24 protein-coding genes are annotated in these 24,240 nt (G+C 69.8%); 21 read left to right on the plus strand and 3 right to left on the minus strand.

The window, feature by feature from the left end; genetic code table 11:
* Positions 1-66: 66 nt before the first annotated feature.
* From folP to O3139_RS04360, 3 genes are read left to right on the plus strand one after another with little or no spacing between them, the layout of a single operon-like run.
* Positions 67-858: a dihydropteroate synthase gene (gene folP / locus O3139_RS04350; RefSeq protein WP_269516407.1), complete on the plus strand. Its 792-nt coding sequence runs from the start codon at positions 67-69 to the stop codon at positions 856-858.
* Positions 855-1,649, plus strand: a complete 795-nt coding sequence (gene thiD, locus O3139_RS04355) for a bifunctional hydroxymethylpyrimidine kinase/phosphomethylpyrimidine kinase (RefSeq protein WP_269515739.1) — start codon at positions 855-857, stop codon at positions 1,647-1,649. Before folP ends, thiD begins: the two co-directional genes overlap by 4 nt.
* Positions 1,646-2,227 (plus strand): nucleotidyltransferase family protein, encoded by a 582-nt coding sequence (locus O3139_RS04360; protein ID WP_269515740.1) that lies wholly within the window; start codon positions 1,646-1,648, stop codon positions 2,225-2,227. Before thiD ends, O3139_RS04360 begins: the two co-directional genes overlap by 4 nt.
* Here the strand turns inward: O3139_RS04360 and O3139_RS04365 are convergent.
* Positions 2,200-2,643 (minus strand): GNAT family N-acetyltransferase, encoded by a 444-nt coding sequence (locus O3139_RS04365; protein ID WP_269515741.1) that lies wholly within the window; start codon positions 2,641-2,643, stop codon positions 2,200-2,202. The genes O3139_RS04360 and O3139_RS04365 overlap by 28 nt on opposite strands.
* 30 nt (positions 2,644-2,673) lie before the next feature.
* Here O3139_RS04365 and O3139_RS04370 point away from each other — a divergent pair, with 30 nt between their 5' ends.
* The 18 genes from O3139_RS04370 (at position 2,674) to O3139_RS04455 (ending at position 20,955) form a co-directional block, all read left to right on the plus strand.
* Entirely contained in the window at positions 2,674-3,480 is an 807-nt protein-coding gene (locus O3139_RS04370; RefSeq protein WP_269515742.1) for a PhzF family phenazine biosynthesis protein, read from the plus strand.
* A gap of 118 nt (positions 3,481-3,598) precedes the next feature.
* The gene (locus O3139_RS04375; RefSeq protein WP_269515743.1) at positions 3,599-3,886 is read left to right on the plus strand and encodes a hypothetical protein; all 288 of its coding nucleotides are present in this window, start codon (positions 3,599-3,601) and stop codon (positions 3,884-3,886) included.
* Positions 3,887-3,903: 17 nt separating this feature from the next.
* Positions 3,904-4,584, plus strand: coding sequence for a response regulator transcription factor (locus O3139_RS04380; protein WP_269515744.1), 681 nt, complete (start codon positions 3,904-3,906; stop codon positions 4,582-4,584).
* Complete coding sequence (locus O3139_RS04385; RefSeq protein WP_269515745.1) at positions 4,581-6,026, plus strand: sensor histidine kinase; 1,446 nt, start codon at positions 4,581-4,583, stop codon at positions 6,024-6,026. Before O3139_RS04380 ends, O3139_RS04385 begins: the two co-directional genes overlap by 4 nt.
* 80 nt (positions 6,027-6,106) lie before the next feature.
* Positions 6,107-7,495, plus strand: a complete 1,389-nt coding sequence (locus O3139_RS04390; RefSeq protein ID WP_269515746.1) for a hypothetical protein — start codon at positions 6,107-6,109, stop codon at positions 7,493-7,495.
* A gap of 17 nt (positions 7,496-7,512) precedes the next feature.
* The gene (ccmI, locus tag O3139_RS04395; protein WP_269515747.1) at positions 7,513-8,325 is read left to right on the plus strand and encodes a c-type cytochrome biogenesis protein CcmI; all 813 of its coding nucleotides are present in this window, start codon (positions 7,513-7,515) and stop codon (positions 8,323-8,325) included.
* A 70-nt stretch (positions 8,326-8,395) separates the two neighbouring features.
* Positions 8,396-8,860: a cytochrome c maturation protein CcmE gene (ccmE, locus tag O3139_RS04400; RefSeq protein ID WP_269515749.1), complete on the plus strand. Its 465-nt coding sequence runs from the start codon at positions 8,396-8,398 to the stop codon at positions 8,858-8,860.
* Positions 8,857-10,851, plus strand: coding sequence for a heme lyase CcmF/NrfE family subunit (locus O3139_RS04405; protein WP_269515750.1), 1,995 nt, complete (start codon positions 8,857-8,859; stop codon positions 10,849-10,851). Before ccmE ends, O3139_RS04405 begins: the two co-directional genes overlap by 4 nt.
* Positions 10,848-11,357 carry a cytochrome c-type biogenesis protein gene (locus tag O3139_RS04410; RefSeq protein ID WP_269515751.1) on the plus strand — a complete coding sequence of 170 codons (510 nt, stop codon included), beginning with the start codon at positions 10,848-10,850 and terminating at the stop codon, positions 11,355-11,357. The genes O3139_RS04405 and O3139_RS04410 overlap by 4 nt, the downstream gene beginning before the upstream one ends.
* Before the next feature lie 108 nt (positions 11,358-11,465).
* Positions 11,466-13,022: a Do family serine endopeptidase gene (locus O3139_RS04415; protein WP_269515752.1), complete on the plus strand. Its 1,557-nt coding sequence runs from the start codon at positions 11,466-11,468 to the stop codon at positions 13,020-13,022.
* 88 nt (positions 13,023-13,110) lie between these two features.
* Positions 13,111-13,782: a response regulator transcription factor gene (locus O3139_RS04420; RefSeq protein WP_269515753.1), complete on the plus strand. Its 672-nt coding sequence runs from the start codon at positions 13,111-13,113 to the stop codon at positions 13,780-13,782.
* Positions 13,783-13,918: 136 nt separating this feature from the next.
* Positions 13,919-15,331, plus strand: coding sequence for a sensor histidine kinase (locus O3139_RS04425; RefSeq protein WP_269515754.1), 1,413 nt, complete (start codon positions 13,919-13,921; stop codon positions 15,329-15,331).
* The gene (locus O3139_RS04430) at positions 15,328-18,219 is read left to right on the plus strand and encodes a bifunctional [glutamine synthetase] adenylyltransferase/[glutamine synthetase]-adenylyl-L-tyrosine phosphorylase (RefSeq protein WP_269515756.1); all 2,892 of its coding nucleotides are present in this window, start codon (positions 15,328-15,330) and stop codon (positions 18,217-18,219) included. Before O3139_RS04425 ends, O3139_RS04430 begins: the two co-directional genes overlap by 4 nt.
* Complete coding sequence (gene arsC, locus O3139_RS04435) at positions 18,219-18,644, plus strand: arsenate reductase (glutaredoxin) (protein ID WP_269515757.1); 426 nt, start codon at positions 18,219-18,221, stop codon at positions 18,642-18,644. Before O3139_RS04430 ends, arsC begins: the two co-directional genes overlap by 1 nt.
* Positions 18,645-18,740: 96 nt before the next feature.
* A complete protein-coding gene (locus tag O3139_RS04440) occupies positions 18,741-19,370 on the plus strand; it encodes an EF-hand domain-containing protein (protein WP_269515758.1) in 630 nt (209 codons plus the stop codon).
* Positions 19,371-19,430: 60 nt separating this feature from the next.
* Complete coding sequence (locus O3139_RS04445; RefSeq protein ID WP_269515759.1) at positions 19,431-19,991, plus strand: RNA polymerase sigma factor; 561 nt, start codon at positions 19,431-19,433, stop codon at positions 19,989-19,991.
* A gap of 20 nt (positions 19,992-20,011) precedes the next feature.
* Positions 20,012-20,440, plus strand: coding sequence for a hypothetical protein (locus tag O3139_RS04450; RefSeq protein ID WP_269515760.1), 429 nt, complete (start codon positions 20,012-20,014; stop codon positions 20,438-20,440).
* Positions 20,437-20,955 (plus strand): periplasmic heavy metal sensor, encoded by a 519-nt coding sequence (locus O3139_RS04455; RefSeq protein ID WP_269515761.1) that lies wholly within the window; start codon positions 20,437-20,439, stop codon positions 20,953-20,955. The genes O3139_RS04450 and O3139_RS04455 overlap by 4 nt, the downstream gene beginning before the upstream one ends.
* Here the strand turns inward: O3139_RS04455 and O3139_RS04460 are convergent.
* Both O3139_RS04460 and O3139_RS04465 read right to left on the minus strand, forming a co-directional pair.
* On the minus strand, positions 20,952-23,330 hold the full coding sequence (locus O3139_RS04460) for an ATP-binding protein (protein WP_269515762.1): 2,379 nt from the start codon (positions 23,328-23,330) through the stop codon (positions 20,952-20,954). The genes O3139_RS04455 and O3139_RS04460 overlap by 4 nt on opposite strands.
* Before the next feature lie 267 nt (positions 23,331-23,597).
* The gene (locus O3139_RS04465; RefSeq protein WP_269515763.1) at positions 23,598-24,182 is read right to left on the minus strand and encodes a hypothetical protein; all 585 of its coding nucleotides are present in this window, start codon (positions 24,180-24,182) and stop codon (positions 23,598-23,600) included.
* Between the last annotated feature and the right edge of the window lie 58 nt (positions 24,183-24,240).

A 24,240-nucleotide genomic window follows, 5' to 3' on the forward strand; every position in this document is an offset into this window, starting at 1 on the left:
CTTTACCCCGCGTGATCCCGGGACCCTCTGTCCGCAGGCGGGACCCGCGTGAGCCGTCCCCGTGTCATGGGTATCCTCAACGTCACGCCGGACAGTTTCTCCGACGGTGGCCTGCATGCCTCTGCCGAGGGCGGGCTGGCCCAGGCGATGCGACTGATCGGCGACGGGGCCGATATCCTGGACATTGGCGGCGAGAGTACGCGGCCGGGGGCAGAGCCCGTCCCGGCCGACGAGGAGATCGCGCGGACGATCCCGGTGATCCAGGCGGTTCACGCCCGCTGGCATGGACCCATCAGCATCGACACCATGAAGCCCGAGGTCGCGCGCGCGGCCATGGCGGCAGGGGCCACGATCTGGAACGATGTGACGGCCCTGACCTTTTCGCCCGACAGCCCGGCGGTCGCGGCCGATCTGGGGTGCGACGTCGTGCTGATGCACATGCTGGGCGAGCCACGCTCGATGCAGGTGGAACCGCGCTATGACGACGTGCTGGCCGAGGTGACGGACTATCTGGTCGCGCGGGCGCGGGTGGCCGAGGCGGCGGGTGTCGCGCGGACGCGGATCACCCTGGATCCCGGCGTCGGCTTCGGCAAGACGATCGAGCACAATCTGGCGCTGATCGCCGGGCTGGGACACCTGACCCGGACCGGCTATCCGGTGCTGATGGGAGCCAGTCGAAAGCGCATGATCCGCAACGTCGATCCGTCGGCGGTCGAGGCGGGGGACCGGCTGGGCGGTTCGCTGGCCATCGCCCTGGACGCGGCGGCGCGGGGGGCCTCCATCGTGCGGGTCCACGACGTGCGCGAGACGGTCCAGGCCCTGGCCGTGCAGGCGGCGATCGAGGGGGCGGCCTCGTGAAGGGCCGGGTCCTGATCATCGCCGGGTCCGACTCCGGTGGCGGGGCAGGGGTCCAGGCCGACATCAAGGCCGTGACGGCCATGGGCGGCTATGCGGCGACCGCGATCACCGCGATCACGGTACAGAACACCCTGGGTGTCCACGGCGTCCATCCCCTGCCGCTCGACCTGATCGAGGCCCAGGCGCGGGCCGTGCTGGACGACATCGGGGCCGATGCGATCAAGACCGGCATGCTGGGGTCGGTCGCGGTGGTGGAGCGGGTCGCGGCCATTCTGGACACGTCCGACGCCATCGCCGTGGTCGATCCGGTGATGGTGGCCAAGGGCGGGGCGGCGCTGCTGGACGAGGATGCGGTGCAGGCCGTGAGGGCGCTGATGATCCCGCGCGCCGGGCTGCTGACGCCCAACGCCCCGGAGGCCGAGGCCCTGACCGGGATATCAGTCATCGATCTGGACGGCCAGCGCCGGGCGGGCGAGGCGCTGCTGACGCTGGGCGCGCGCGCCGTGCTGATGAAGGGCGGCCATGTTCCCGGGCCGAACGTCGTCGACCTGCTGCTGACGCCCGCTGGCGAGACCCTGCTGGAAGGCGAGCGCGTCGACACGACCTCGACCCACGGGACGGGTTGCACCCTGGCCAGTGCGATCGCGGCGGGGCTGGCGCTGGGGCGGCCGCTGGAGGTCGCGGTGGCGGAGGGCTGGGCCTATGTCGCCGAGGCCATCCGGCGCGCACCCGGGCTGGGCGGCGGACACGGCCCGCTGGACCATGGCTGGCCGCTGAGGGTCGGGCGGTGAGCGACCTGGAAGCCGGTCTGATCGAGATCGTCCGTGCCGATCATGACCTGATGCATGTGCTGACCGTGGTGCGGGCCCAGTCCCTGCCGGACTGGCGCATCTTTTCGGGGGCGGTCTATCAGTCGGTCTGGAACGCCCTGACCGGGCGACCGGCGGGCTATGGACGCAAGGATTTCGATGTCGGCTACTATGACGCCGACACTTCATGGGACGCCGAGGATGTCGTCATCAGGCGGGTCGCCGCTGCTTTCGACGAACCGTTCGCCAGCACGGTCGAGGTCCGCAACCAGGCCCGGGTGCCAATCTGGTTCCCCGCTCATTTCGGCGAGCCCTATGACCCCATTGCCAGCACGGACGAGGCGCTGGAGCGGTTCGTGGCCCCGGCCTTCGCGGTCGGCATCCGGCTGGAGACCGACGATACGATCAGCGTCGCGGCCCCCCTGGGGCTGGAGGATATGTTCGGCCTGACCCTGCGGCCCAATCCGACCCGGGGGGTGGCGAAGGACTGGGACCGGGTGGTCGAGAAGCTGACGACGCGCTGGCCGGAGCTTCAGATCGTCGCGGCCAGTCGCGGATAGATGTCGCGATCGACCCTTTCCATGTGCCGCAGCGGATCGGCGGGTTCGAATCCATAGTGCTGGTACAGGCCGTGGGCGTCGGCGGTGGCGAGGCCCCAGCGGCGGAGGCCCTGCAGGCGCGGGTCGTCCATGATCGCCTGCATCAGGGCCTTGCCGCGACCCTGTCCGCGCGCGGCCGGGTCCACGAAGACATCGCACAGCCAGGCGAAGGTCGCGCCGTCGGTGACCACCCGGGCGAAGGCGACCGGCGTGTCATTCTGCACCATGACGAAACACAGCGATCCGTCGCAAGCGCGGCGAAAGGTGTCCCACGGGATGTGAGCGCCCCAGTAGCTGTCCTCGGCGATCCAGCGCCAGGCGATGCGGAGCTGGTCCTCGGTCGGGGCGATGGTCAGGGTGGGTGTGCGATGTGGCATCAGGCCGCCAACTAAACTATTCGCCCGACGATGCGCCAGTGGACCATCGATGCCTTCGCCGACCGGCCCTTCATGGGCAATCCCGCCGCCGTGGTCGAGCCGTTCGACGCCTGGCCCGACGACGGCTGGATGCAGGCCCTGGCGGCCGAGAACAACCATTCCGAGACCGCCTTCCTGCGCCGGACCCCGGACCCGGTGCGGTTCGATCTGCGCTGGTTCACCCCGGCGACGGAGGTCCCCTTGTGCGGCCATGCGACCCTGGCGGCGGCCCATGTCCTGTTCGCGGAGCTTGGGTCGCAGGCCGATGCCCTGACCTTCGACACCGCCTCCGGACCGCTGACGGTCGGGCGCAGCGGCGAGGGTTACGAAATGGACTTTCCCGTCGATCCCGTCACCCGGGTCGAGGTGCCTGCGGGTCTGGCCGAGGCGCTGGGGGCCGAGCCGGTCGAGGTCTGGGCCAGCCGCTACCTGATGGCCGTCATGGCCGATGCGGCGACGGTCCGGTCGCTGAGGCCCGACAGCAAGGCCCTTCTGGCGTTCGGCGAGGGAGCGATGGAGCGCGGGCAGGTGATCGCCTGTGCGCTGTCGGATCAGGACGACGTCGATGTGATCGACCGCTTCTTCGGGCCGGGCTGCGGGCTGGACGAAGACCCGGCGACGGGCTCGGCGCGAGGCGGGCTGACGGCCCTGTTCGCGGAAAAGCTGGGGCGGCAGAGGTTGCGGTTCCTGCAGGCCTGTCCGGGACGGGGTGCCCGCTTCGAATGCGAGCGCGCCGGCGACCGGGTGCTGATCCGGGGACGGGCCGTGACGGTGATGGAAAGCGTACTGCGGGTCTGACGAGCGCGAAAAGGGGCGCGACCCTTCGGATGGCGGCTGAGCGGTTTCGCGCGAGGTTAAACCTGTCTAAGCTGGATGTTCAGCCGCCGTTCACGGGCGATCCGTCAGATAGCGTCCCATGTCCCGCGTTTCCGCCATCCTTCTCGCCGCCCTGATCGCCTCAGCGCCCCTGAGCGCAGTCGCCCAGGACCGTGGCGGCTTCCGCGGCGATCGCGATCGCAACGACGATCGCAGCGATATGCGCGAGCGCCGCCAGATGAGCGTGGCCGAGGCCCAGTCGATCGCCCAGGGCCGGGCAGGGGGCGCGCGCTTCGTCGGCTATATGGGCATGCGCGGCAACAGCCATGTCTTCCGCTTCGAGCGCGACGGTCGGGTCATGGACATTTCCGTCGACGCCGGCGGCTGAGATCTGGGGGAACGATCATGCGTGTTCTGCTTGTCGAGGATGACGTTGACCTGTCGCGTCAGCTGAAGATGGCGCTGGGCGACGCCGGCTATGCCGTCGATCACGCCGCCGACGGCGAGGAAGCCCATTTTCTCGGCGACACCGAACCCTATGACGTCGTGGTGCTGGATCTGGGCCTGCCCAAGATCGACGGCGTATCGGTGCTGGAACGCTGGCGGCGGGACGGCAAGACGACACCGGTGCTGATCCTGACCGCGCGCGGGGCCTGGTCGGACAAGGTGTCGGGCTTCGACGCCGGAGCCGACGACTATCTGACCAAGCCCTTCCACACCGAGGAGTTGCTGGCGCGGCTGCGCGCCCTGCTGCGACGCTCGGCCGGCATCGCTTCGGCGACCCTGTCATGCGGCGGCCTGCGGCTGGATCCGAAGGCGGCACGCGCGACCGTGAACGGTGAGCCGCTGCGGCTGACGTCGCTGGAATACCGGCTGCTGCACTATATGATGATGCACCAGGGCCGGGTCATAGGCCGGACCGAGCTGGTCGAGCACCTGTACGATCAAGACTTCGACCGGGATTCCAACACCATCGAGGTCTTCATCGGCCGCCTGCGCAAGAAGGTCGGGTCCGATCGGATCGAGACCGTGCGCGGTCTCGGCTATCGCCTGACCCCGCTGACCGGCGAGTCCGAGGCCGCGTGAGCCACGAGGCGGGGGCCCCGGTCCGATCGGAAGCCGCACCGTCCTGGGGCCGGTGGTTCGGACGTCCGGGCCGCAGTCTGACACGGCGACTGATATGGCTGGCCTCGGGCTGGATCGTTCTGGCGCTCATGCTTACGGGCTGGGTGCTGACCGGCCAGTATCAGGAGAGCGCCTTCCGGCGGCTGGGCAATGTCCTGTCCAATACCATCGACGACGTGGTGATCGCCAGCGTCGCCGCCCCTGATGGCGTTGCCGTGGCCGAGATCAAGGACGGGCGCACGTTGCGGGGGCTGTCGGGCAAATACTGGCAGGTCGCCGAGCTGACACCGGATGGCCGGATGCGCATTCTGGTCCGGTCGCCCTCACTGGCGGGCGAGAGCCTGTATGCCGATGACGAACTGCCGGAGCGGCTGCAGTCGTCGCTGGGGGCTCTGGTAAGCTACAACGACCCCGGCGTCCTTCCGGACGGCAGCCAGCCCCTGCGCATCGCTGCCAGCATGAAGACTCTGCCGGGCCGGAACCAGCCGCTGGTCTTCATGGCCGGGATCGACCGCTCCGACATCGAGACGGACACGCGCCAGTTCGCGACCTTCACCTGGACGGCGCTGCTGATCCTGGGGATCGGGCTGGTGATCGCCGTCTTCGTGCAGGTCCAGATCGGGCTGCGGCCCCTGTTCGATCTGAGGAACGAAATCGCCGACGTCCGCAAGGGCCGCGCGGCCCGGATCGCCCGCGATTATCCGACCGAGATCCAGCCTCTGGCCGGACAGGTCAATCGTCTGCTGGACCACAATCAGGAGGTTGTGGAGCGCCAGCGCACCCACGTCGGCAATCTGGCCCATGCGCTGAAGACGCCGCTGTCGGTCATGCTGGCCGAGGCGGAAAGCGATCCGACCCCCTTGGCCGCGGTCGTGCGCCGCCAGTCCGAGATCATGAAGGGTCAGGTCGATCATCACCTGCGCCGCGCCCGCGCCGCCGCCCGGGCGCAGGGTCTGGGCGAGCGCACCCCCGTGGGAGAGGTCGTCGACGAACTGGCCGTGATGCTGGAACGGGTCTTCCAGTCCAAAGGGGTCGAGATCGACTGGCGCGCGCCCGACGACCTGGCCTTTCTGGGCGAGCGTCAGGACCTGCAGGAGGTGCTGGGCAATCTGATGGAGAACGCCTGCAAATGGTCGACGCGGCGGGTTCGGGTCTCGGCCGGGAGCAGCGGGCTGGGCCAGATGATCGCCGTGGTCGAGGATGACGGCCCCGGCCTGCCTGCCGACCAGCGCGACGAGGTCCTGAAGCGCGGGGCCCGTCTGGACGAGGAAGCCCCGGGGTCGGGCCTGGGTCTGGCGATCGTGGAGGACCTGACCCGGGCCTATGGCGGGCGGCTTACCCTGGCGGCCAGCGATCTCGGCGGTCTGAAGGCGGTTCTGGAGTTGCCGGCCGCCGAGGCCTGACCCGCCCGCTTGCGGAATCTTAAACTTCAGACGTTACCTTGGTTCGGGAGCGGGACGACACCCGTGCTTCGGAGACCAGAATGGCCGCACTGTCGGTCGCCCATCGTGCTGTGCTCGCCCAGATGCTGGAGCGCGTGCCCGGCAGCGTCCTGGACACGCTGTCGATGACCGTTGGCCAGTTGCCAGGGGAGCGCGCCCGCGCGCTCAGCCAGATGCTGGCCGACGAGACCGCAGACCGCCAGCGTCGCGCCGTGGTGTTCGCACCCCTGCTGCCGATGTTTGCCCCGCGCCCTGACGGCGTTGCTGCCCTGACCTTTCCGTCCAGCGTCCTGCCCCGCGTGTGGAAGGCCGCGACCGCCCGCGAACCCAACCTGATGCACCAGCTGAACGACGTCCGGTTCCGTGAGGACGATCCCAAGGTCCTGGCGGTGGCCAATCGCATCTGTATCGCGGCCTCGGGCGTGATCCGGGACCAGCCCGACATCATCTGGCCCGCAGCCGACTGGGACGAAGACACGCGGGCCGAAGGTCTGAGGGAACTGGCGGCCTGTTTCGACCTGGCCATTCTGGCCCGAAGCGGCATCGCAGCTCTTCCGGCCCTGATCGCCCGTCCGACCGAAGCTCAGCTGGCCGAGCTGCGTCTGATGGTCCGCGACGCAGGCGAGATCGCGCGGGACGGTGGACCGCGCCTGCTCGAAATCCTGTTTGGCCACCTGACCGATGCAGCGCTGATCCTGCGCCTTGTGATCAATTCGTCACGGACCGCGAGCCAGGAAGGCATGCTGTCAGCATCGGAGATGGCCGTCTTCGTCAACCGGCTGATCGCCGCGGTCGAGGCGCGGGTGACCCGCATCGCCGCCTTCAAGCCCGGTCGTACCGACCCGAGCGCGGGTGTCGGCGTGGAGGACGACATCATCTGGTGTGGCGAAATCCTGGCGGAACTGGACCGTACCCTCAAGCTGGCTCCCGAAGGTGCATGGGGCAAGTCGGCGCGCGATGCCCGCGCCCGCATCAATGGCACCCTGTCGGACATGCTGACATCCACCGACAGGGTTCTCGACAAGGTCCTGCCGACCCGGCGGGTCAATACCACCGGCCGCATGACCCGCGAAGCCGCCGCCCTCGACCAGATGGCCGGGCCGGATGTCATCGAGACGACGCGGGTCATGCTGACCCTGGTCGGAGCCATCCGCAGTTCGGCCCAGGTCTTCGGCTGCGAGTCCCTGAGACACCAGCTGGTAACGACGGTGGTCGAGCGGCTCTCCACCTACGCCGATCTGGTGATGGAGGCCGTCAATGCGGGCGAGGCACCGAATGCTTCGGCGGCCCTGCAGCTGGTCGAGACCCTGGCGCAGTTCCTGGTGCTGATCGACGCCACCGAGCCGGCCAAGACCGCGCGGCGTCGCGCCGCCGCCGCCAAGGCTGCCCTGGCCACCGCGACACCTGAGGCCTCGCCCCGCGCCGCGTGATCCGCTAAGCCGCTGGCATGATCGTTTTCTGGACTCTGGCCGGGCTCGCCACGGCGCTCGCGGGATGGCTGGTGCTGACGCTGGCCCGACAGGGACTGACGGTGGTTCCCGCGCCGTCCGACACCGCGTCCGCAGAGCTGCAGGAGCTGGACCGCCTGAGGGCGCGCGGCCTGCTGGACGATGATGCCTACGCCGGCGCGCGGGCCGAGGCGGCGCGTCGGCTCCTGGCCGATTCGGGGCCGGAGCCCGTCGTGCGGGTCGGATCTCGCGACCGGACCATCGTCATGTCAGCCCTGGCGGCGACCGCCGTCGTCGCCCTGGGCCTGTATTTCGTTTTCGGTGCCCCCGGTCTGCCGGACCAGACCTACGAGCGGCGCATCGACGAATGGACCGCGACGCCCGAGACGCTCGACGCACCCCGGATGGCAGCCGTCCTGACCCGCGCCGTCAAGCGTGATCCCGGCAACCACACCGCCCTGACCATGCTCGGGGCCGCGCGCTTCCAGGCCGAGGATCCGATCGGCGCAGCCTCGGCCTTCCGCAAGGCGCTGGAGATCCAGCCGGACGACGCCCAGAGCTGGTCTCGTCTGGGGGAAAGCCTGGTCCGCGCCAATGAGGGTACGGTCGGCACGGACGCCGAAGCCGCCTTCGTCGAGGCCATCCGGCGCGATCCCGATCAGCTGGGCGCGCGCTTCTTTCTGGGGGAGGCCGCACTGGCACGCGGCGACACGGCGCGGGCCCGGGAAATGTGGGGCCCGCTGATCGCCGTGCTCGATCCGGCCGACCCGCGCCGTGCCGGTCTGCTGGCCCAGCTGGCAGCGGCGGGATGACCCGTTGGAGCCGACCGCATGCGGGTCTATACGCAGCACCCTGTTCTGATCTGACCGGTTTCGCGCACCCATGAGCTGGCTTCCCAAATCGCCCAAGGCCCGGCGTCGTCTGTGGGTCGTGGCGGCTGCCACGCCCGTGCTGACTTTGGCCGTCGGCCTGTCCCTGTGGGCCATGCAGGACAGCGTGACCTTCTTCTTCTCGCCGTCCGAGGTGACCGAGCAGAAGGCCCCGACGGGTCGCGTCATCCGCCTGGGCGGCCTGGTCGAGACCGGCAGCGTCCGGATGCACGGCGCGGACGTCAGCTTCGCCGTCACCGACAACAAGGCGACCACCCGCGTGGTCTATCGCGGCGACCTGCCCGACCTGTTCCGCGAGGGGCAGGGGGTGGTGGCGCAAGGCTCCTTCCAGCCCGACCGCACCTTCCACGCCGACACGGTCCTGGCCAAGCACGACGAGCGCTATATGCCGCGGGAGGTCGCCGACCGGCTGAAAGCCGACGGCGAATGGCGGCCCGAGACCCCCGCCCGCTCATGATCGTTGAATTCGGGTCCTTCTGCCTCGTCCTGGCCCTGGCTCTGTCGGCGCTGCAGATGGGGCTGTCCGCCGTTGGCCGGATGCGTCGAAGCCCGCTGCTGACGGGCGGTGCCGAAGGGGCCGCGCTCGCTGCCGCCGGAGCCGTGGCTCTGGCGTTCGGCGCGCTGATCTTCGCCTTCGCCACCTCCGACTTCTCGGTCGCCAATGTGGCCTCCAACAGCCACACCGACAAGCCGATGCTCTACAAGGTCGCCGCCGCCTGGGGCAGCCACGAGGGGTCGCTGGTCCTCTGGTGCCTGGTCATGACGGTCTTCGGCGCGGCTCTGACGCGCGCGCGCGGCCTGCCGTTCGGGCTGAAGGCCTCGGCCGTCGGCGTGCAGGGTGCGCTCGGCACGCTGTTCCTGTCCTTCGCCGTCTTCACCTCGAACCCCTTTGCCCGGCTGGATCCGGCCCCGGTCCAGGGTGCGTCGCTGAACCCGCTGCTGCAGGACCCGGCGCTCGCCTTCCATCCGCCGCTTCTCTACATGGGCTACGTCGGGTTTTCGGTGACCTTCTCGCTGGCGGTGGCGGCCCTGATCGAGGGCAAGGCCTTCTCCGGCTTCTGGCCCGCCTGGGGCCGCTGGGTGCGACCGTGGGCCCTGGCCAGCTGGGTCTTCCTGACCGGCGGCATCACCCTCGGAGCCTTCTGGGCCTATTACGAACTGGGCTGGGGCGGCTGGTGGTTCTGGGACCCGGTCGAGAACGCCTCCTTCATGCCCTGGCTGGCCGGGGCCGCCTTGCTCCACAGCGCCGTGGTGACCGAGCGGCGCGGGGCGCTGGCGGGCTGGACCGTCTTCCTGGCCCTGCTGGCCTTCAGCTTCTCGATGCTGGGCGCCTTCCTGGTGCGCTCCGGCGTCCTGACGAGCGTTCACGCCTTCGCCGTCGATCCCGAGCGCGGCATGATGCTGCTGGGCATTCTGGGCTTCACGGCCGGGTCCGCCTTTGCCCTGTTCGCCTGGCGGGCACCCCAGCTGAAGGGCGGCGGCCTGTTCGCTCCGGTCAGTCGCGAGGGCGCCCTGGTGCTGAACAACCTGTTCCTGACCGTCGCGGCCGTCACCGTGCTGCTGGGCACGCTCTATCCGCTGATCCTGGAGGCGGCGACCGGCGCGACCATCTCGGTCGGGCCGCCCTATTTCGCCCTGACCTTTACGCCCCTGATGCTGGTCGCCTTCCTGATCCTGCCGGCCGGGCCTCTGCTGGCCTGGAAGCGGGGCGATGCCAAGGGCGCGATCCAGCGCCTGGCCGTCGCCGGAGCCCTGGCCATCGGCGCCGGGTTCGTCGGCTGGCTGGCGTTCGAGCCGAAGAAGGCCCTGACCGCAGGGGGTCTCGCCATCGGGGCCTGGCTGATCTTCGGGGCGCTCGCCGAGGTGATCGAGCGGGTGCGGCTGTTCAGGGTGCCGGTGGCCGAGGCCCTGCGCCGCGCGCGGGGCCTGCCGCTGGGGGCCTGGGGCATGACGCTGGCCCATGCCGGTCTGGGCGTCTTTGTCCTGGGGGCCGTGATCGAGACCGGGTTCAAGGTCGAGGCCGCCGCCCCCGTCTCCATCGGCCAGACCGTGACCGCCGGGCCGTGGCGGGTCACCCTGGACAAGGTCCAGGTCGTCGAGGGCCCCAACTATCTGGCCGAGCGAGGCACGCTGACGGTCGCCCCCGTCGACGCAGGCCCGCAGGCCCGCACGATCACCGCCGAGCGTCGGTTCTTCCCGGCGGGCGGCCAGACGACGACCGAGGTCGGTCTGGATTTCCGGGGTCTGGACGACGTCTATGTCGTCATGGGCGAGCGTCGCGCGGGGGCCCGGGGCCAGAACGCCTGGACGGTGCGGGTCTTCTACAATCCGTGGGCGCGGCTGATCTTCCTCGGGCCGTTCATCATGGCGCTGGGGGGCCTGCTGAGCCTGTTCGACCGGCGGCTGAGGCTGGCCGTCGGGGGGCGCAGGAAGGCGGTGGCGGCATGAGACCCTTGCTGGTCGGTCTTGCGGCCCTGACCCTCCTCGCCAGCCCGGTGTTCGCCGCCGAACCCGCCGCCGCGCCCGACCGGCCCCTGCCCGATGCCGCCCAGGAAGCCCGCGCCCAGGCCCTGTTCAAGGACGTGCGCTGCGTCGTCTGCCAGCATGAGTCCATCGCCGACAGCCCGGCGGGCATCGCCGGCGACATGCGCCAACGCATCCGCGAGGAGATCGCCTCGGGCGATAGCGACGCGGCCGTCCGCGACGACCTGGTCAAGCTGTATGGCGACTACATCCTGTTCACCCCGCCGGTGCGCGAGGGGACCTGGCTGCTGTGGTTCGGGCCGCTGATGCTGGTCGTGCTGGGGGGGCTGGCGCTGATCGCCTTCACGCGCCGCCAGACCGTGGAATCCACACCGCTTTCGCCTGATGAAGAGCGTCGGCTCGCCGATCTTCTCCAAACCGAAACGGTTCGCCCTGATCCTGACGCAAGCGCGCCTCACGACGGGCGCTAGACGGGTAGAAGCGTGAAACGGCGATGGTTGGCGAATGCCGCCATCGTCCTATATCCAAAGGCGAAACGGACGCCCGCAAGGGGTCCATTGAAGGATCGCAAGAGACCGATGCTGAAGCGCAAGGAATTCATCCTGGGGGCCGCCGTTGGCCTGACCTTCGCCGCCGCGGCGACCGCCGGGGGCGTGATCGACTGGCCGGGCGCCAATGCGGCCGAGCGGCCTACTGCCGCCGGACGACTGATCCCTTCGGCCGGTGCGGGCCTCGCCTTCGCCCCGCCCCAGGGCGCGCCGCTCAGCTTTGCCGACATCTTCGAACAGGTCGCCCCCGCCGTGGTCCAGATCGACGTCGAGACGCCGGTCGAACGCCCGCGTGGCGGCATGATCCCCATTCCCGGCCTGCCCGGCTTCGGCTTCCAGGCTCCCGAGACGCAGCAGCCCGACGAGGAAGAGGAGCCCCGGACCGCCCAGGGCGCCGGGTCCGGCTTCTTCATCTCGGCCGACGGTTTCATCGTGACCAACAACCACGTCGTGGCCAATGCGACCAAGATCACGGTCAAGCTGTCCGACGGCCGCGAGCTGGCGGGCCGCCTGGTCGGGCGCGATCAGGACACCGACCTCGCTGTGGTCAAGGTCGAAGGCTCGGACTTCAAATTCGTCAGCTTCGAGGAGGCGGCCGAGCCGCGCGTCGGTGACTGGGTCATCGCCGTCGGCAACCCGTTCGGCCTCGGTGGCACGGCCACGGCGGGGATCGTCTCGGCGCGCGCCCGGGACATCGGCGACGGGTCGACGCCCTACACCGACTATCTGCAGATCGACGCCGCCATCAACCGGGGCAACTCGGGCGGTCCGACGTTCGACATCTACGGCCGGGTGATCGGGGTAAACTCGGCCATCTTCTCGCCGACGGGCGGCTCGGTCGGCATCGGCTTCGCCATCCCCGCCTCCATCGCCAAGTCGGTGACGGATCGGCTGATGAGCGGCCAGACCATCCAGCGCGGCTATCTGGGGGTCCAGATCCAGAACCTGCCCGAAGACTATCGCGAGCCGTTGGGCCTTCCTGCCGATCAGGAAGGTGCCTTCATCGCCGAGGTCACGCCCGGCGGCCCTGCGGCAGAGGCCGGGCTGCGCGAGAGCGACGTCGTGGTGGCCCTGAACGGCCAACCCATCACGAGTTCGACCGAATTGACCCGTCGTGTGGGACAGGCCTCGCCGGGCGACGTCCTGCGGCTTGAGATTTTCCGCGAAGGCCGTCGCCAGACGATCAATGTCCGGTCCGGAACCCGCCCGGCCGACGTCAATGCCCAGGCGAACGGAGCCGATGAGGACCAGACGGTTCGCCCGGATCGCGTGCAGCCTCAGGCAGGAGAAGTCGTCGAAGGGATGACGGTCGCGCCGATCACTGCGGCCCTTCGGTCCCGCTATTCGATCGACGAGGGCGTTCGCGGGCTGGTCGTGACCGCGGTGTCGGAATCCTCCCGCGCGGGAAGAGCCCAGGTGCCGGCCGGTGCCGTCATCATACAGGCCAATGGCAGACCGGTGACCGGCGTCGCCGAACTGCGTGCGGTCGTCGCGGCCGCGCGCACCGCCAACCGCGACAGCGTGCTGCTGCTGTTCCGCATTCCGCAGGGTAACCGGCCGTTCGTGCTGGAACTCGAGGACAAGTGATCGTCCCGACCCTGAACAAGCCGTAACTCCCAAGATCGCCGCCGATGGGCTACCGTCGGCGGCGAATCTGCGTCTGGAGGGCGGTGCCATGAAAATTCTGGTTGTCGAGGACGACGCCGAGGCGGCCCAGGCGATGGTGCGGGGCCTGACCGAGGGCGGCCACACGGTGTCCCACGCCATCGACGGGGCCTATGGCCTGCTCGAGGCGCAGAAGGGCGACTACGACGTCTATGTGGTCGACCGGATGATGCCCCGGCTGGACGGCATCGGCATGGTCGAGACCCTGAGGAAGGACGGCGACCAGACCCCGGTCCTGTTCCTGTCGGCCATGGGCGAGGTCGAGGACCGCGTCGTGGGGCTGAAGGCCGGGGGCGACGACTATCTGGTCAAGCCCTATGCCTTCGCCGAGCTGATCGCCCGGGTCGAGGCCCTGTCGCGCCGCCGCGAGACCGGCGGGGTCCAGACCGTGCTGAAGGTCGGCGACCTGGAGATGAACCTGATCGCCCGCACCGTGCATCGCGGCACCACCGAGATCGACCTGCAACCGCGCGAGTTCCAGCTGCTGGAGTTCCTGATGCGCCACGCCGGCCAGTCGGTGACCCGTACCATGCTGCTGGAGAAGGTCTGGGAATACCATTTCGACCCCCAGACCAATGTCATCGACGTCCACATCAGCCGCCTGCGCTCCAAGATCGACAAGGGCTTCGACCGCGCCATGCTGCAGACGGTCCGGGGCGCGGGGTACCGTCTGGAGGCTTGAGCCAGTGACGAGTGGCGAGTGGCGAGTGGCGAGTTGGTCGCGGCCAGCGATATGGTCTGATTGCGCTTGGGGCCAAGGGTGCGCTGCTGCTCGTTTCCGCTCTCGCCACTCGCCACTCGCCACTCGCCACTAAGCGATGCAGCTCCCCTCCCTCTTTCGTCGCACGCCCTTCCGGCTGACGCTGCTGTTCCTGGCCCTGTTCGCGGCGGCGGCGAGCGCGATCCTGGCCTATGTCTATATCGCCTCGGCGTCGGAGGCGCAGGCCAAGGCGGAGGCGGATGTGGCCGGGGAGCTCCAGGCCCTGCGCGGCATCTATGACACGCGCGGGATCGACGCGCTGAACATGGCGGTCATCGATCGTTCGATCAGCAAGAGCGCCTTCGTCTACAAGCTGATCGACCGAACCGGGATGCCGATCACGGGCAGCCTGAGTGTCAACCCGTTCGAGCCGACGGCGCAGGACGGCGCGTGGATCACCTTCCCCTTCACCGACACCGATGCCGAGGGCAATGTGATCCGGCCCAAGGTGCGGGCGGTCACTTCGCGCCTGTCGGGCGGAGAGACCCTGATCGTCGGCGAGAGCCTGGGCGACACCGAAGCCTATCTGAACCGGCTGACCCAGGCCCTGTGGGCGGCGATGGGCATGGTGCTGCTGCTGGGGCTCAGCGGCGGGCTCCTCATCAGCCGAAATCTCGAACGGTCGATGGCGCGGCTGAACCGTGTCGTCACGGCTGTGGAGGAGGGGGATCTCAAGGCCCGTGTGCCGGTCAAGGCGTCGGGCGACGAGCTGGACGAGCTGGGACGTGGCCTGAACCACATGCTGGACCGGCTGGAGGGGTCGATGGCCTCGATCCGGCATGCGGGCGATGCCATCGCCCATGACCTGCGCTCGCCGCTGACGCGGATGCGGGCCAAGCTGGAGGTTGCCCTGATCGATGCCGACAGCGGCCGGGTGACGGGCGTCGAGGCCCTGGGCATCGCGCTGGACGAGGCCGACACCCTGCTGAAGACCTTCAACACCGTCCTGGCCATCGCCCGGCTGCAGGCGGCGGCAGGGCGGATCCCCGACGCCGCCGTGTTCGACGCCGCTGACCTGGCCGCCGACATGGCCGAGCTGTACGAGCCCGCCGCCGAGGACAAGGGGCTGGAGTTCTCGGCCGAGATCGAGACCGGACTGATGATCGAGGGTGGGCGGCCCTTCCTGGCCCAGGCCCTGGCCAACGTCATCGACAACGCCATCAAATATACCCCGGTCGGGGGTGCGGTGATGCTGCGCGCGCGCAGGCGCTCCTCGGGCGAGATCGAGTATTCGGTCACCGACACCGGACCGGGCGTGCCCGAGGCGGATCGCGGTCGGGTGATCGAGCGCTTCGTGCGGCTGGACAACAGTCGCACCGAAGCCGGGTCGGGGCTGGGCCTGTCGCTGGTGGGCGCCGTGATGGAGGCGCACATGGGCCGCATCCAGCTGGACGAGGGCCCGGGCGAATACGGCGGCTTCGGACCCGGCCTTCGCGTCGCCCTGATCCTGCCGCCCGCGAGCGTGGCGTGAGCGATCTGCCGCTGGGCCGGCGGATCGCGCCGTGCGGTCCGGTGGTCGATGCGAGCGCGGCAGAGCGGGCGCGCGAGCGGCTGGCCCCGCTGGCGGCCGAGGGTGGCTGGGGCGAGGCTCTGGAGGCTGCCTGGCCCGCCCTGGCTCCGGTGTTCGCGGCTTCGCCCTATCTGTTCGGTCTGGCCCGGCGCTGGCCCGACATCCTGCAGGCCGTACTGACCGATCCGGTCGACGACCGGCTGGCCGACGTCATCGCCCGCACCATCGCCCTGACCGGCGGGGCCGACGACATGCGGGCCCCCCTGCGGCACCTGAAGGCCGAGCTGCATCTGCTGACGGCGCTCGCCGATCTGGGCGGTGTCTGGGATCTGGATCAGGTGACGGGCGCGCTCAGCCGGTTCGCGGATGTCGCCAGCCGCGCGGCCCTGTCCGGCGTGGCCGAGGACCTGCGGCGTCGCGGCAAGCTCCTGACCCCCGCCGCCGACACCCGAGGGCCCATCCCCGGCCTGTTCGGCCTTGCCATGGGCAAGCACGGCGCGTTCGAGCTGAACTATTCCTCCGACATCGACCTCAGCCTGTTCTTCGATCCCGAGCGGCTGGCCCCCGTCCTGGCCGGGGGCACGGAGGCGCAGGGCTTGATGAACCGGGTGGCCCAGGGGGTCGCGGCCCTGCTGAGCGAGCGCACCGCAGACGGCTATGTCTTCCGCGTCGATCTGCGTCTGCGGCCCGATCCGTCGTCCACGCCGCCGGTCGTGGCCGTGCCCATGGCGCTCGATTACTACGAGAGCGTCGGCCAGAACTGGGAGCGGGCCGCCTTCATCAAGGCGCGCGCCATCTGCGGGGACTTCGAGGCCGCGACGGCGTTCCTGAAGGAGATGGTCCCCTTCGTCTGGCGACGCAGCCTCGACTATCAGGCCGTGCTCGACATCCAGTCGATCAAGCGACAGATCCATGTCCACAAGACCGGCGAGGGGCTGGAGGCGGCGGGTGCGAACCTGAAGCTGGGGCGCGGCGGCATCCGCGAGATCGAATTCTATGCCCAGACCCAGCAGCTGATCCTGGGCGGGCGGGACGCCGGCCTGCGCAAACCCCGCACCGTCGATGCGCTGGCGGCCCTGGTCGACAGGGGCCATCTGCCCGCCGAGGTCGCCGCCGGGATGACCGACGCCTATATCGAACTGCGTGGTCTGGAACATCGTATCCAGATGCTGGACGACGAACAGACCCACGTCCTGCCCGCCGATCCCGTCCGCCGCGCGGCCGTCGCGGCCCTGGCGGGGGCGGGCGACCTGGCGACCTTCGACGCCGGGGTGGAGGCGGTGCTGCTGGGCGTCAACCGGCGCTACGGGGCCCTGTTCGAGGGGGAGGAGGAACTGTCCTCGCCGTTCGGCAGCCTGGTGTTCACCGGGGTGGACAACGACCCGGAGACCCTGGCGACACTGCAGCGGATGGGGTTTTCGGACCCCTCGAACGTCGCCGACACCATCCGGTCCTGGCACCATGGCCGCATCCCGGCGACGCGGTCGGTCCGGGGGCGAGAGCTGTTCACCCGGCTGGCCCCGCGCCTGCTGACGGCGCTGGCGCGGACGGGCGCGGCGGACGCGGCCTTTCGTCGGTTCTCGGTCTTCTTTTCCGGCCTGTCGGCGGGCGTGCAGATCCAGGCCCTGTTCCTGAACCAGCCCGAGCTGTTCGAGCGCATCGTCGGTGTCATGGCCTTCGCCCCCCGGCTGGCCCGGACCCTGGGACGCTATCCGGCCGCGCTGGATTCCATGCTGGACGTCCGGTTCGAGACCGAGCTGGGCGTCAACACCGGCCTGTTCGACCAGATGGACGAGGAGGCGAAGGCCGCGGGCGACTTCGAGGGGGCCATGAACGCCGTGCGCCGCCTGCACCGCGAACAGGCCTTCCGTATCGGCATGCAGACCCTGACCGGCCGGGTCGGCCCACAGGCGGCGGGGAAGGGTTTCACCAACCTGGCCGACGCTGTCCTGCGCACCCTGTCGGCCGCGGCCCTGACCGAGACGCTACGGCTGGGCGGGACCTTCCCCGGCGCGGTCGCGGTCATCGCGCTGGGCAAGGCGGGGTCTGGCGAGATGACGGCGGGGTCCGATCTGGATCTGATGACCGTATACGATGCGCCCGCCGATGCGGTGTCCGCGACCCGGGGCTGGTCGGCAGACACCTTCTATGTCCGCTTCACCCAGAGGCTGATCTCCGCCCTGTCGGCGCACACGGCCGAGGGCGGGCTGTACGAGGTCGACATGCGGCTGCGGCCGTCCGGCTCCAAGGGACCGGTGTCGGTCAGGCTGTCTGGCTTCAGCGCCTACTATGCCGGGGAGGCCGCGACCTGGGAGTTCATGGCCCTGACCCGCGCCCGCGTCGCCTGGGCCAGCGACCCGGCCTTCGGGTCTCAGGTGACCCAGGCCATCGAGGAGGCCCTGCGCCGGCCGCGTCCGGGCGTCGATGTCGCCGCAGAGGTGCGCGCCATGCGCGACCTGATGGCACGCGAACGCCGCGCCTCGGGGTTCTGGGACCTGAAACTGGTGCCCGGCGGTCTGGTCGACGCCGAATTCGTCGGTCAGTTCCGGCAGTTGCAGGCTGCGGCAAAGGGCGGCGCGCTCGGCGTCTCGACGCTACAGCAACTCGCCTCCGACAAGGCCCTGCAGGAGGCCTGGGCCCTGCAGCAGGGTCTGTCCCAGCTGCTGGCCTGCGCCTTCGACGACCGCGCCGACGTCGAGGCCGAATCCGCCACCTTCCACGCCCGGCTGGCGACAGCGGCCGGCGAGAAGGACTTCAAGGCTCTGGTCCGGCGGCTGGAGCGAACACGCAAGGCGGCGCGCAAGGCCTTCGACAAGGCCCTGCCACCCCTCGGAGGACCTGCGACCTGATGGACGTCGTCATCTATCACAACCCCGCCTGCGGCACGTCCCGCAATACGCTGGCCCTGATCCGTCACGTCGGGATCGAACCCCATGTGATCGAGTATCTGAAGACCCCGCCCAGCCGGGCCATGATCGTCGATCTGGCGGCGCGCGCCGGTGTTCCGATCCGGATGCTGATGCGCGAGAAGGAGGCGGCGTTCGCCGATCTCGGCCTGGGCGATCCCGGGCTGGACGACGACCGGCTGCTGGATGCGATCGAAGCGCACCCGGTCCTGCTCAATCGCCCGATCGTCGTGTCCGTCCTCGGCGTTCGGCTTTGTCGGCCGTCGGAAGCCGTCCTCGACCTGCTGCCGTCCGACGGCCTCAGGCCGTTCATCAAGGAGGACGGAGAGGTGGTCGTCGATGCCTCCGGACAGCGCGTCCTGCCCTGACGACGGCCCCGCGACGGACTCCCGGGCGAGCCGCGTTGAATGTGTCGGTGGGCAACACGGGGCAGCGCACGGCGCACCCCTTTCGGAGACGACATCATGAGAAAGACCCTTCTGGCCGCGGGCGCGGCGAGCGTCCTGGCCATCCTCGCCGGAGCCGCCGTCGCCCAGACGGCGACACCGGCACCGCATGGCATGCGCGCGGATGCCAATGTCGACGGCCGTATCAGCCGTGACGAGTTCGTTCAGGGCCGGGTGGCACGGCTGACGGCCGTGGACGCCAACCGCGACGGCTCGGTCTCGGCCGAGGAAATGCGCTCCGGCTTCGACACCCGCCGCAACCAGCAGGTCTCGGCCCGCTTCGACACGGCCGACACCGACGGCAACGGCATGCTGAGCCGCGAGGAGTTCATCTCTGCTGCGGGTCAGCGCGGCGAGCGCGCCGGGCGTGGCGGCCACGGGCGGGGTGGAGAGCATCGCGGCTGGCGCGGAGCGGGCAGGGGCGGTGCAGAGCGCGGCACGCGCGGACCGGTGGCCATCGCCGATGTCGAGGCCCGCACTGCAGCCGCCTTCGCCCGACTGGACCAGGACGGCGACGGCTATGTGACCGCCGGGGAGCGTCAGGCCGCCCGGGGCGAGATGCGCCAGCACCGCCAGGAGCGTCGGGCGGAGCGGATGGCCCACCGCGCCGCCGGAACCCCGTCGCCATCGACGGCTCCTTCGGAGTAGGGTCCATGTCGGGGTCGACGATGCGCGTCCCACCGTCTCTCTTGTCCGGAAAGGGACCGATTGGCTTCGATCGTCGACCCCGACGAGGACCTGGTGCGCCGCGTGGGTCAGGGCGACCCGGCGGCGATCCAGGCCATGGTGGCCAGGAAGTTGCCGCGCATGCTGGCTCTGGCCCAGCGGATGCTGGGCGATGCCGGCGAGGCCGAGGACGTGGCCCAGGACGCCATGCTGCAGGCCTGGAAGCAGGCACCGCGCTGGCAGCCCGGCAAGGCCAGGTTCGACACCTGGCTGCACCGGGTCGGGCTGAACCTCTGCTACGACCGATTGCGGAAACGGCGCGAGGTCCCGATCGCGACGCCACCGGACCGGCCCGATTTGGGACCGGCGCCGGATCGGGGCCTGCTGGCCGCGCAGCTGGGCGACCGGGTCAACCGGGCGCTGGCGAACCTGCCGGAGCGCCAGCGCGAGGCCATCGTCCTGTGCCACTACCAGGAGCTGGGCAATATAGAGGCCGCCAGCCTGATGGATATCAGCGTCGAGGCGCTGGAGAGCCTTCTGTCGCGGGGCCGCCGGACCCTGCGCCAGACCTTGTCGGACCTGGCACCCGGCGCTGAACCGTGACGGGCATGAGGAGCGAAGAGATGGACGAGGCGAGGCTGCGTGCACTGGCCGATATCTGGGGCGCGGACCTGCGCCGGTGGCCCGTGACCGATGCTGCTGCCGCGCGGGCCTGGTCGGCGGCGAATCGACTCCTGGCCGAGCGGGCCCTGTTCGAGGCACGTCAGCTGGATGCCGCACTGGATACCTCGCCCCGGCCGGCCGTATCGACCGCCTTGCGGGATCGGGTCATCGCCTCGGCGGGCACCGCCGGGCTGAAGGCGCGGGAAGGCCTGTCCGTCGCGCTGAAACGCCTGTTCTGGATCGGCGGGGTTGGCTGGGCCGCCGCCGCCTGCGCGGGCGTCGTGTTCGGTACCGCTCTTGGCAGCCAGATGGCGGCCGACCAGCAAACCGATCTGGTGCTGGAACAGGCGCTCGTCTCCGGCCTGGACGACACGTCGGTGCCGGGATGAAGACTCGAACCCTGACCATCGTCCTCGGCGCGGCCCTGGCCATTTCGGTCGGTGTGAACCTGTTCGCCGCGACCGCCGCCTATTCGGTCCTCTTGCGCCAGGACAGCGGCGAGCACCACCGGGGCGACGCGGATGGCACGGGTCGCCCGTCCAGCCGCGAGATGATCGACAGGCTGAGCCCGGAGGCCCGTGAGCCGGTCCGTCAGGCCCTGCGCGTCGCCGCCCGGCGTGCCCGTCCGGACTTTCAGGCCTCACGCGAGGCCAGGCGTCAGGCGATCGGGGCCGCATCGGCCGAGCCCATGGACGCCGCCCGCGTCGCCGCCCTGCTGGATCAGTCGCGCGCCGCCGAGGTCCGGGGCCGTGAGTCGCTGGAGGTCGACGCCGTCGCCATCCTTCAGACGCTGAAGCCCGCCGACCGGGCGGTGCTGGCCCAGATGCTCAATGCCCGCGGGCGCGGAGGGGGTCATGACCGCCGCGATTTTCCGGCTCCGCGTCCGAACACGCCTTCCGTTTAGGCCGCGCGCGCCTGCTCGACCTCGACCTGGGCGGGGCGACGGATCGGGATGTCGAAGCTGACCGTCGTGCCTTCGCCCGGCGTGCTGGTCATGATCATCTCGCCGCCGTGCAGTTCGATCAGCGACTTGGTCAGGGCCAGGCCCAGCCCCGTGCCTTGCGTCGTCTTGGAATGCTGGCCCTCGACCTGTTCGAACGGTTGGGCCAGACGCGCCAGGTCGGCCTCGGCGATGCCGATGCCGGTGTCGACGACCGCGATCCGCATCCGCCCGATGCTCGCTGGCGCGATCGAGACGGTGATTTTTCCACCTTCCGGCGTGAACTTCACCGCGTTGGAGATCAGGTTCAGCATCACCTGCTTCAGGCCGCGATAGTCGGCCTCGATCTCGGGCACGTCGCCGGCCTCCAGGGTCAGGGTCAGGCCGCAGTCCTGGGCCTTGCCACGCATCAGCCGGATGGCCTCCCCGCAGACCTCGGACAGGGACACCGCCTCATAGTGCAGGGTCATCTTGCCGGCCTCGATCTTGGCCATGTCCAGGATGTCGTTGATCAGACTCAGCAGGTGCTGGCCGGACTTCAGGATGTCCTGGGCATACCCTCTGTATTTCTCGTGCCCCAGCGGGCCGAACATTTCGCCGGCCATGATCTCCGAGAAGCCGTTGATGGCGTTCAGCGGGGTGCGCAGTTCATGGCTCATATTGGCCAGGAACTCGGACTTGGCCTGGTTGGCGGCCTCGGCCCGGGTCATGGCGATCTCGTACTTGCGGGCGAGCAGCGAAAGCTTCGCCTGGCTGGCCTCCAGCTCGTCCACGGTCTTGCGCAGGCTGTCGGCGGCGCGTTGACGCTCCACCTCCTGGCGACGGATGGCGGTCACGTCGGCGGCGGTGATGACGGTGCCGCCGTCCCCGGTGAAGCGCTCGGACAGCTGCAGGACCCGGCCGTCGTGCAGCTCGACCTCGCGAGCGCCGGCGCGGCCCTCGGGCGAGGGCCGGTCGGCCCTGATGGCCAGGGCGGCGATGCGGTTCAGTTCGTCCTTCTGGGCCCCCTTCCTGACCGCCTCGTCGGAGAAATTGAAGGCGTCCTTGAAGGCCTGGTTCCACAGGATCAGCCGGCCGAGCCGGTCGAACAGAACAAAGGCGTCGGACACGCTTTCGATGCCGTCGCGAAGGCGTCCCTCGGCCGCCTGGGCCTGGGCCTTTGCGCGGCGGGCCTCGGTGATGTCCATGGCGACGCCCAGGATCATGCCGTAGCCATCGTCGCCACGACTGCCCTGGGCCTGGCCCCGCGCGTCGATCCAGCGGGCACCTCCGCCCTCCAGGGGAACGGCGAATGTGACCTCGAACGTGCCGAAGGTCGCCGCCTGGCGAAGGGCATGTTCGACCAGATCGCGATAGCGCGGATGGATGCGCTCCATCACCCCGGCCGTCGTCACCGATCCTCCATCCGGCAGTCCGAGCAGGGCGGCCATGTAGTCGGAGACGTCCACGGTTTCGGCCACCAGGTTCCATTCCCAGACCCCGCACCGGGCCGCCTCGACCGCCACGCGGAAGCGCTGTTCGCTCTCGGCCCAGACCCTGGAGGTTCGCGACTGGCGCCAGCGCTGCATCGCGGCCAGGCCCAGCATCAGCACCCCCAGTCCGATCGGGGCGATCACCAGCCACAGATCGCTGATGAAAGCCGCCGCCCCCGTCGATCGGGGACGCCAGGCCACGACGACCAGCCCCGTGTCACCCACCATCGCACCTGCAGCGGTCAGAGGCGTGTCTCCGGTCTGGCCGGGCAGGGGCTTCCGGGCTCCGACGAGCGCGCGCGGGTCCAGGCCCAGCCACGCCTTCAAGGTCGCCGATGTCCCGATGACGCGACCGTCCAGACCGACGAAGACCACACGATCGGCCCGGGGCAGGGTCGTGCGGGCGATCACGGTGCGCCCGTTGACGGCGTGTCGGCGCAGAATGCCCTGGGTCGTCGAGACGAAATCCTCTGGAGCGGCCCCCTTCACCGCCACACGGGCCCCGTCGGGTGCCGTCACCAGAAAGGCCGTCTCGGGGGCCACGGCATGGCCGGCCTCCACGGCATCCATGGGGCGGTCCGGTGCGCTGGCCAGGCGCCCGGCGACGACATCGAGCCCAAGCTGTGCCCGCCCCAGGGCCGCGTCCAGACGGGCAGCCGTCAGCTGGGCTTCGGCCACCAGGGCCTGTTCGCGCAGATTTTCGGCCTCGCGCGCCGGGCGCGTGCTCTCGCGGGCGAACAACAGGACATAGATGGCCAGACCCAGGGTCAGGGCCAGCACAAGCACCCTCGCCCATGCCGGCAGGCCATCGGGTTCGTCCGCGACGCGGCGGCCCGACTGCTGAATGCGGCGCTCTTTGCCCCGCAAGGCGCTCTCCCGGACAGGTCGCGGCCGTGTCCGGCGGGGCCGGGTGCGCGCGTTCTTGACGACGCCCTGGAATCTAAGCTGCGTCGCGGAATCCTGTCGAGGTCTGGTTAACGAAAGATGAGGGCGTGACGCCGAAACGTGTAACGGATTTCCGGACGGGATGACGCTGCGGATCCTGGAGCGCGAATCAGGCTCTCGCTCATCCCCAGAGGCTGATTCACGGCATCGGCGGAAGCGCGAAGCGATGCCACCTCAGCCGATCCGGCGCTAGGCCGCGGCCTGTCCGGGCATCAGCGGCACGACGCCCTGGTCCACATCGTTCGGCGGCGTCGTGATCTGGGTCACGCCTTTCAGGATGTCATGCGCTTCCCGCGCCAGCTCCATGCCTTCGACCGTGGCGTCATCGGGGCTCTCGGACACCGCATCGATCAACCGCTGCGCCAGCTGCATCAGGCGGGGCGCGGCCACGATCAGTCGGCTCTGAAACTCGATCTTCTGTGGGTCGCGGTCGTATTCCGCGCCCGGTACGCGCCAGCCGCCCCAGTCTGCCGCGTCGGTCACGACGACGGGATAGGTGCCGGGGTAGGGATGGTGCGCCACGTCCTCGGCCGTCTGCCACTTGTTGCGGGCGCGCAGCAGACGCCAGTTGCCGAGGTCGGCTCCCGCCTCGTCCTCGACCGGCCGGGTCAGTTCGCTGGCCTGGAATTCGCGCCCCAGGCCGACGTCATAGGTGACGCGCACGGGTTCCTCGAACCCCTTGGCCCAGATAGGCTGAACCTTTTCGATCTGGGCCCATGCACCGACGCACTCGACCCAGACCTTCTGGCCCTTTTGAAACTGCGCGCGTGCCATTCTGGCCACTCCTGATCGTGCCGCCTACCTTGCTCCAAGGCCATTGACGCACGGTGTC

It is taken from the genome of Brevundimonas subvibrioides, from assembly GCF_027271155.1.
GTDB classification, from domain to species: Bacteria; Pseudomonadota; Alphaproteobacteria; order Caulobacterales; family Caulobacteraceae; genus Brevundimonas; species Brevundimonas subvibrioides_D.